Origin of the sequence: Frankia tisae, assembly GCF_025403405.1 — a bacterium.
Classification (GTDB): domain Bacteria; phylum Actinomycetota; class Actinomycetes; order Frankiales; family Frankiaceae; genus Frankia; species Frankia tisai.
The window spans coordinates 1-7633 of the sequence record NZ_JANEZT010000329.1; the positions used below are offsets into that span (position 1 = coordinate 1).

A 7633-nucleotide genomic window follows, 5' to 3' on the forward strand; every position below is an offset into this window, starting at 1 on the left:
GGGGAGGAACGCCGCGACCCAGCCGGGATCGCCATGGCGCAGGACGGCGGGCAGTAGCCCGCTGCTCAGCAGTTGGCTCACCGGACGGGTCGCGCCCGGCAGGTGGGCCACAGCTTCGAGGAACTCCTCGGGGGCCAGCCCGGTGCGGCGGGTCCACACGATCGGATCGACGCGGGCGAGTTCGGCCACGAACATGATCTCGCCGGCCGTCGCCGTGCTGAGGTGCGAGTGGGCCGGAACCGTGTCGCTGATGCCGTCGCGGCGCATCTCGCCGGTGCACTCGGCGGGCAGGACGATCTCAAGATGGTGGCGCCCGCTCAGTCTGCCGCGTCGCGCTGTGATCATTCCTTCGGTGCGCGCCTCGGCGCGTGCCTGCAGGCCGGCGCCGGGCAGCAGCAGAGCGATCTCGATCGCAGCCTGCCGGACGTCGGCGCGCCGGTCGTCCAGGGCGTGTTCGAGCAGGTCGACGTCCCAGGGACCGAGCCCGACGCGCAGTGCCTCGCAGAAGGCGAGGCGTTGCGCGGCGCTGGCCGCGTCGAAGGCGGCGAAGACGGGACCGGGACCGTCCGCCGGGTCGCGCAACAGGGTGATCGCGGCGGCCGGGTCGCGTTGCCGCAGTTCCTGCAGCAGCGTGCGCTGTTCCAGGGCGCTCGCGGTCGGCCAGTCGGCCAGATCCGTGCCCGCTGCCCACCGGCCGTCCGGGTGCAGGCCGGCGAGCCATCGCCCGCGCTCGCCGAGGACCTCGGCGATCGGGGCCCGCATCTCGACATTCCGCTGGCCCAGCGAGAGCAGCTCCGCAATGAGCAGCTCCGGGACGCGCCATCCCGCTTCGGCCACCAGCTCCAGGTACTCGCGGGTCCCTTCCGGCTCGGATCCGGCCAGCGAGCCCTCGACGATGCGCGCCGCCGGCGGCACCAGCGCCGCCGCCTGCTCGAACGGGGCGGGGACGGGGGCCGGCAGCGTGCGGGCGTCGGCGGCGAGCAGACCGGCGCGGCGCGCGCAGGCTGCCAGGGCCGCGGCGCGCAGCAGGGCCGCGGCGCGCGAGGGCTCGTCCCCGGTGGCGGCGTCGCGGCTCGCCGAAGCCTCGCCGTTCGCACTGTCGGACAGGATGTCGTCAAGATCCGGGACAGCAGGCACGGCGGCCCGCGCCGCACCGACGACGGCCGCGTCGACCAGGCCGGACCATCCTGGCGTCGGGCACGGGCAGGCGACCGGCTGCGGGGGCTCGTTGCGAGGAACCGGCGGGCTGATCGGTGCGGGAAGCTCCGCGCCGGGCCGCTGCCGGGACGGACCTGCCGCCAGCGGCACCACGTCGAACCCATCCCACTCCACGGCCAGGTCGAGGGGCTGGCCGCCGCCGATGGCCAGCAGGTGCCAGCCCCACACGGCGGCCGTGTCGGCCGCCAGCGGCAGGGCCTGCCCGAGCCGGTCCCGCAGCAGCCAACGCGCGCCGTCACCCGAGGAAGGGGCGCCCCGCCGCCCCTTCCTCGCCGCCGCGCCCGCCGGAGCCTCGCGCGAAGCGTCGACGGTGGGCGGCAGCACGGTGATCTGCCGGACGACGAACCCGACGGGATCGGCCCACGGATCCGCGGCCAGGGTCGGGGTGAGTCCCGCCAGTGCCTCCTGCCAGGTCCCCGCCGCGTCGCCGGAACCGGCGGCGGCCAACTCGGTGAGGGGCACCGGGCCGGCGAGGGTGGCGGCGAGCGCCAACCTGGTCGGGTGACGCCCGGGATACGCGGCGACGTCGGCGTCGATGCGGGTGAGGACGGGCAGGCCCGGCGGCGGGGGCTGCTTGCCGGTGCCGTAGGTGACGAGCAGCGCGAGCCGCCCGGACCCGGGCACCCGCAGCCACTGCCTGCGCCCCTTCAGCTTTCCGGTGGTGAACAGGCGCTCGCCCAGGACGTCGATCGGCCCGGTGAGCCGCTCACCGCCGAGCACGTCCGCCGTGCTCCGGGCGAAACCGATCCGGTCGCGCACCACGTCGACGAGCGCCGGTGAGATCTCAGCCCGCCTCGACCAGCCCTGGCAGAGCAGGTACAGCCGGCCGAGCCGGTCGGTGAGCCGAGCGGGCCAGTCGGGACCGCCCGCCGCGGCGATGCGCGCCATGTCGCGGACGACCTCGGCCAGCCCTGGCGCCTGCGCGTCGACCATCCGCGCCGCGGTCGCCTCCCACCAGGAGGCCGGCTGGACCTGGGCGGCGCCGAGGCCGCCGTGGGCGAGATCGACCAGCCAGCGGCTCAGCTCCGCGACTCCGGCGTCGACCCGGGCGTCGCGGCGGGCCTGTGTGCGTGCTGACGAGGCCGCCCGCGTGGCGCGGGCCGCCCGCCGCGAGAGCCATTGCGCCGCCCAGTCCGGCGGGTCGTCACCGGTGGCGAGCGTGGCCGGCGTGTCGCAGGCAAGGAACAGCAGGCCGAGGGCGTGTTTGCAGGGGAACTTGCGGCTCGGGCAGGTGCAGGAGGAGGCGAACTCGGCCCCGGCCAGGACCACCACCCGGTACGGCGTGGCCCCACTTCCGCGACATTCCCCCCACAGCGTCTCGCCGGTCATGCCCAGGTCCGACCAGCTGCTGGGGGTGCCGAGCCGTTCGCCCGACCGGCCGGAGGCATGATCGGGTGCCAGCGCGTGGACGGTTCCGCGGGTCAGGGCCGAGACAGCTGTCAGCGACATGCCATGGAGTGTGGCCCCAGCCTCCGACAGTTTCTTTCGGCGCAGACCCGCGGACGAGGGACCTCGATCCACCCGGGGCGTTGGCTGGCGGCGGTGACCTGCGTCTTTTGGCGACTATGGCAAAGGGTTCAACGGAGGCAGGTTCGAATTCTCACACGGCACCTGAGCCGCTCCACCGCCCGCCGAGGCGGAGAGAATGTCAGTTCTGCAGCGTCCCGAGCTCGGTGGGACAGGTCCTGGCCGCTCAGAACGGGGGCCGGATTTCCCCCACCGCGAACTGGATTTCGCCGTAAAGATGCAGATCATGCCAGGCGGCTGCAAGATCTTCCATCTGAGCCCGTCCGTCCCATCACCCTTGCTCGTCGCTACGGATAGGGAAACGGGCTGACCGCGCACGAGCAGCCGCTGTCCGAGCTCGTCACGGTGATCACGCGTTACCCGGACATGTGGAAGGCGACCATCGGCGTGCTGCTGTTCGTCGCCGTGGGAACCAGCAGCGCCGGGCTGTTGCGCGCCCGGATTTCGTATGAGGCGTGGTAGGCGGTTCACCTGGCGGTCTATGCGGCCGTCGCCCTCACGTTCTTCCACCAGACGGCGACCGGGGTCACCGGATCAGCTCAGGGCCCTCACAGCCGGCATCTGACGAAGGCCCGGCGGGTCGCGTGGCGACTCCACCGTGCCGAGCGTCCGGGCGGATTCCCGGCCCGCGTCGCCTGATCGCGGGACACGGGCTGTCGTCAGAGCGTCGAGTAGCGGAACACCGTGATGGGAAGAAGCATGTAGCTCAGCGCCGCTCGGCTGAGGATGAAGCCGCCGTGGGTGCCCCACAGGGACAGCACCTCGATCAACCCGTAGTCCGCCGGGTTGGCGGTCAGCGCGACCATGACGTGGTGCAGGTTCTGACCCACGTTTTCGACCATGATGACGTCGCCGGGCTGGATGTTGTTCGCGCGGGCCGGGTTCGCGCAGTTGAGCTGCTGGGTTCCGCCGTGGGTAAGCAGGTTGTACACGGCGGCATCGGGATTCGCGGCGCCGTACGCGTGGACCAGCTGGGCGATGGTGACCAGGCCGCCTTCGGCGGCGGCCACCAGCACCGCCTCCCAGCAGTTGATGGTCGCGTTGTCACTGATGGGATTCAGCAGCGGCGTCGCGCCGCCGATCCAGGCGGTGAAGGCCGCGCTGCGGCCCTCTTTCCACGTGTATGCACCGCGCCGGCTTTGCATGCGCTCCAGCAGGGCGGCTCGCCGCGCGGGCGCCCCCACCGGTACGGCGGCCGCGGCGGGCGGAGCGGGCGGCGCCGTGCCGGGGAGCATCAACCCGATTTCCTGATTGCTGATCTCGGCCCGAACCAGGGCGGGATTGATACGCGGGTTTATCGCGTACATTGCATTGATTGCATTGATCGCGGCGGTGACCAGATGGGCCGGGGCGCCGGCCGGGTAGCGGAGCTGGATCTCCTCCAGGAAGATAGTGGTGTGCTCTCGATCCCGGATCTGGTTCGGGTTCGACATGGAGGGTGTGAGCCGCCTGAGCGGCTGACCGTAGAGAAGGGCGATGTCGACGTCGTCGGCGATGATGGGCATGCGCTCCTGCTTTCGTTGTCTCCGGAATGCTGGCCCCTGATGGGCGGGCCGGCCTGACGGCCGGAACGTCGCCCCCTCCCGCCGAGCGCACTGGCGGCGGGGGCCGCGGCACGGTGACCGCGACCGGAGATGGCGTGACCCGGTTCAGGGGCGGGGACGAGGTTCGGTGTCTGCTATGCGACTGAAGCGAACTGGCCAGGGCTCGGGGTTGCCCAAAGCGTCAACTCGCGCACCGACCCACGTGGCCTGGGCGGTCAGATCCGGCCGGCCACCGTGCGGGCCAGGCCCTCGAGGGGCCCACGATTTTCCGCCGGGTCATTGTTGCGCGCCAGGTCGATGGATACCCAGGAGCCGGCCTTGTTGACGAAGACCGCGTAGTCCTCGATATATGCCTCGTCGCCGATGCCCGACAACGGCCGGAGCTCGTGGCCGATGCCGCGCTCGGCGGTGAGATAGTCCCTTGCCGTTTTCCCGACGAAGATTTCCACCTGGGCGGTCGGCCCGCTGGGGGGCGCTATATAGGTGCACTTCTCCGCCGCCGACGCAGGGCTGTTGAGCGACGTGCCGGCAAGTTGCTCGGCCTCCTGCTGAGACACGAGCACGCAGGGGTTCACTGCCGCGCTGCCCGCCGGCGTCGCTGGTGTCTCACTCTTCGATACCCCCGTGGTCGCCGCGCCCTGGTGCCCGACTTCGGGCGAGGGCGCAGTGCCCCCACTCGAGGGCGCAGCGTCCCCGCTCGAGGGGCCGCATCCGGACAGGCCGAGCGCCACGAGGACCGCAAATGCTGGCAGCGCCCCGCGGGCGACGACGTGAACCTGATCCATCACAGGACGAGCCATACAAGTCCCCCCGCTTGTCGGCGCCCGCCGACGCACTCTCACGCCGGACAGACGCGATGAACCTACTCCTGGCCTGCCAGACCTTGTAAGGGGATGACGCGGATGGCCCTCGACCTGGTGCGACCCGGCGTTACCGGCCAGCGGCGGGCTACGTTGATGCCGTGGGACTGCACCTGAGCCAGATCGACGAGGCCGACGAGCTGCTGACGAGCGATCCGCTGGCGCTGCTGATCGGGATGGTCCTGGACCAGCAAGTCGGACAAACAAGGAACGATCGGTAGGCGGAGCCCAGTATCGACGGCCTGTTTCGGTCAGGGCGCCGGTCGTCGGCGGAACGCGGCCCGTGGCCCGTGGCATGGTGGTCACGAAGGCGTAATACGCTGTGTTACGGTAACGGTATGCCAAACATTCGGTTCACGATCTCGACGGCCTCGGATGTCCAGGCCGCGATCAGGATGCATGCCGAGGCGGCAGGTATGGATGTGTCCGCCTACATGATCGCGGCGGCTGTCGCGCAGATGGCGCGCGACGATGCCGCCACGGCGACCTTCGCGGCGCTTGACGCGCGCAACCAGGCAGCCCTTGAGCAGGCTGGCGGCGTCCCCGAGACGGACCTGCCTTCGTCCGACGCCCTGACCACGGACGAGCAGGCGCTTGTCCACCGGGTCCTGAACAGCGCGCTGGGATCGGAAACTGCGAGCGTCGCATGATCGCGCGTACTGTCGTCTATGACGCCGGGATGCTCGTGGCGCTCCTGCGAGACAGCTCGGCGGCGCGGCTGCTCCACCACGGCCTACGCGCGGCGCCGCACCGGCCGGTCGTCATCGGCCCGGTCCTCGCCCAGGCGTGGCGACCGGACCCGAAGACGGTACATGCCTTCAGCCAGTACCTGAAGGACTGCACCGTGCCCCAGACTCGGGAGAGCGCGCCCCCCATGCGCGGCGTGTCGAGCATCCCCGCCGGCTGCGTCGCCTGCGCGAGAACCTTCACCCTCGACTCCTACAAACGGGCAGGGGTCATGCTCGCAGACGCCAGGCTTCCCACGAAGAAGCGGCCGGACGTCATCGACGCCCTGGTCGTCATAGCGGCTGCTCTTCACGGTCCGGCCCAGATCCTCACCAGCGACCCAGATGACATAGGCGCCTACACCGCCACACTCGACCGCGCTGACATCGTCGTCGAACCGATCTGAGACGCTCCTCGCGATCCCGGGTTGACGCTCCGTCGTTGCGAACGGCCGAACGGCGGCCTTGATCGGCGCGGCGAGCCGGCGGCAGGATCGGTGTCATGAGCAGCCTCCGCATCCGGCCCGCGGTCACCGATGATCTTCCCGCGCTGCTCGAACTGTACCGGCAGCTCGCTCGTTTTCCGGTCGGGTCGCTGCCCACCGACCCGGCCGTCGCCGGCCCGGTCCTCGCGCGCATCCTCACCGACCCGGCCCGGTGGTTGCTCGTTGCCGAGGCCGGTGACAGGGTTGTCGGCACCGCCGATCTAGTGATCATCGCTAACCTGACGCACGGCAGCCGGCCGTGGGCGATCGTCGAAAACATGGTCGTCGACGCCCGGACCCGCCGCTGCGGTGTCGGCGAGGCGCTTATGACCCACGTTCTTGATACCGCTCGCGCCGCCAACTGTTACAAGGTTCAGCTTCTGTCCCGCAACGACCGGTCGGAAGCCCACGCCTTCTACGCGGCGGTCGGCTTCACCCAGTCCGCCGCCGGGTTTCGGATCTACCTGACCTGACCTGATCAGATCACGGCCACTCGACCAGGCCGCGCGGATGTTGGCTCATCGAGCTGAGCCGGATGGCCGCACGATGTTGCCGCGGCGGTGGTCCGCTACGGTGATGTCGTGGGACTGCATCTGAGCCAGATCACCGAGGCCGACGAGCTGCTGACCAACGACCCGTTGGCACTCTTGATCGGTATGGTCCTGGACCAGCGGGTTTCGGAAAGAACGAACGCGCTGCTGGCTGCGCGACAGGAACAGCCGACGGTGCGGCGGGGCTGACGGCCCCGCCCTCGACCGGTCAGGTGTCGTCGCTGAAATCCAGGATGGGCAGGGCGGACCCGGACGCCAACCCGGCCGCATAGCACCCGCGGAGTCCTGGGTGGTCCATGCGTCACGCGTATGCGCCAGACAGGCGGCGTAGGCGGTGCCTGAGATGATGTTGCTCCGCGAGATTGACGGTGGCGGCGATAGCTCGTCGGTAGGCCCTGGCTGCGGCGTTCGGTCTGTCGGCCTGCTCCAGGAGGTGGGCGCGTACGGCGTTGAGGCGGGGAAGGTCAGGGTGGTCGGCTTCCAGCGCGTCGATCCGGGTGAGGGCGACGTCGATGCTGTCGACCATGGCCTGGGCGACGATGCGGTTGAGGGTGATCGTGGGGTTCCGATGGCCGGTCACGATCTCGAGAAGCCGGTAGAGCGCGAGGATCTCGTCCCAGTCGGTTGTCGCGATGTCGGGGGCTTCGGCGTGCAGAGCGGCGATGCAGGCCTGGAGCAGGTAGGGGCCGGGGTGGGCGCCGGGGGTGGCCTGCTCGACGAGCT

At 70.7% G+C, this 7633-nt stretch carries 7 protein-coding genes and 2 pseudogenes; 5 read left to right on the plus strand and 4 right to left on the minus strand.

Translation table 11 applies throughout. From position 1 onward, the window contains the following. The 3 genes from NBZ85_RS24330 to NBZ85_RS24345 form a co-directional block, all read right to left on the minus strand. The coding region (locus tag NBZ85_RS24330; RefSeq protein ID WP_261562667.1) for an SWIM zinc finger family protein at positions 1 to 2667 on the minus strand (2667 nt) is incomplete at its 3' end. Positions 2668 to 3404: 737 nt separating this feature from the next. After that, positions 3405 to 4250, minus strand: coding sequence for a hypothetical protein (locus NBZ85_RS24340; protein WP_261562668.1), 846 nt, complete (start codon positions 4248 to 4250; stop codon positions 3405 to 3407). Positions 4251 to 4504: 254 nt separating this feature from the next. Beyond that, complete coding sequence (locus NBZ85_RS24345; protein ID WP_261559347.1) at positions 4505 to 4852, minus strand: hypothetical protein; 348 nt, start codon at positions 4850 to 4852, stop codon at positions 4505 to 4507. A 398-nt stretch (positions 4853 to 5250) separates the two neighbouring features. Between NBZ85_RS24345 and NBZ85_RS24350 the strand changes: the two are divergent. The 5 genes and pseudogenes from NBZ85_RS24350 to NBZ85_RS24370 form a co-directional block, all read left to right on the plus strand. Next, positions 5251 to 5346, plus strand: a pseudogene (locus NBZ85_RS24350) (HhH-GPD-type base excision DNA repair protein); the annotation flags it as partial. 219 nt (positions 5347 to 5565) lie between these two features. Continuing rightward, positions 5566 to 5799: a hypothetical protein gene (locus NBZ85_RS24355; protein WP_261559346.1), complete on the plus strand. Its 234-nt coding sequence runs from the start codon at positions 5566 to 5568 to the stop codon at positions 5797 to 5799. Then, complete coding sequence (locus tag NBZ85_RS24360; RefSeq protein WP_261559345.1) at positions 5796 to 6281, plus strand: hypothetical protein; 486 nt, start codon at positions 5796 to 5798, stop codon at positions 6279 to 6281. Before NBZ85_RS24355 ends, NBZ85_RS24360 begins: the two co-directional genes overlap by 4 nt. 95 nt (positions 6282 to 6376) lie before the next feature. Continuing rightward, entirely contained in the window at positions 6377 to 6832 is a 456-nt protein-coding gene (locus NBZ85_RS24365; protein ID WP_261559344.1) for a GNAT family N-acetyltransferase, read from the plus strand. Between the two features lie 108 nt (positions 6833 to 6940). Beyond that, a complete protein-coding gene (locus NBZ85_RS24370) occupies positions 6941 to 7099 on the plus strand; it encodes a hypothetical protein (protein WP_261559343.1) in 159 nt (52 codons plus the stop codon). A gap of 112 nt (positions 7100 to 7211) precedes the next feature. On the opposite strand, the pseudogene NBZ85_RS24375 reads toward NBZ85_RS24370, so the two are convergent. Next, positions 7212 to 7633 (minus strand): annotated as a pseudogene (locus NBZ85_RS24375) (RNA polymerase sigma factor); the annotation flags it as partial.

Bases quoted from the DNA above. Each gene is read 5' to 3' on its own strand.
- NBZ85_RS24365 (WP_261559344.1), top strand. From the start codon at position 6,377: ATGAGCAGCCTCCGCATCCGGCCCGCGGTCACCGATGATCTTCCCGCG.
- NBZ85_RS24355 (WP_261559346.1), top strand. From the start codon at position 5,566: ATGGATGTGTCCGCCTACATGATCGCGGCGGCTGTCGCGCAGATGGCG.
- NBZ85_RS24360 (WP_261559345.1), top strand. From the start codon at position 5,796: ATGATCGCGCGTACTGTCGTCTATGACGCCGGGATGCTCGTGGCGCTC.
- NBZ85_RS24340 (WP_261562668.1), bottom strand. From the start codon at position 4,250: ATGCCCATCATCGCCGACGACGTCGACATCGCCCTTCTCTACGGTCAG.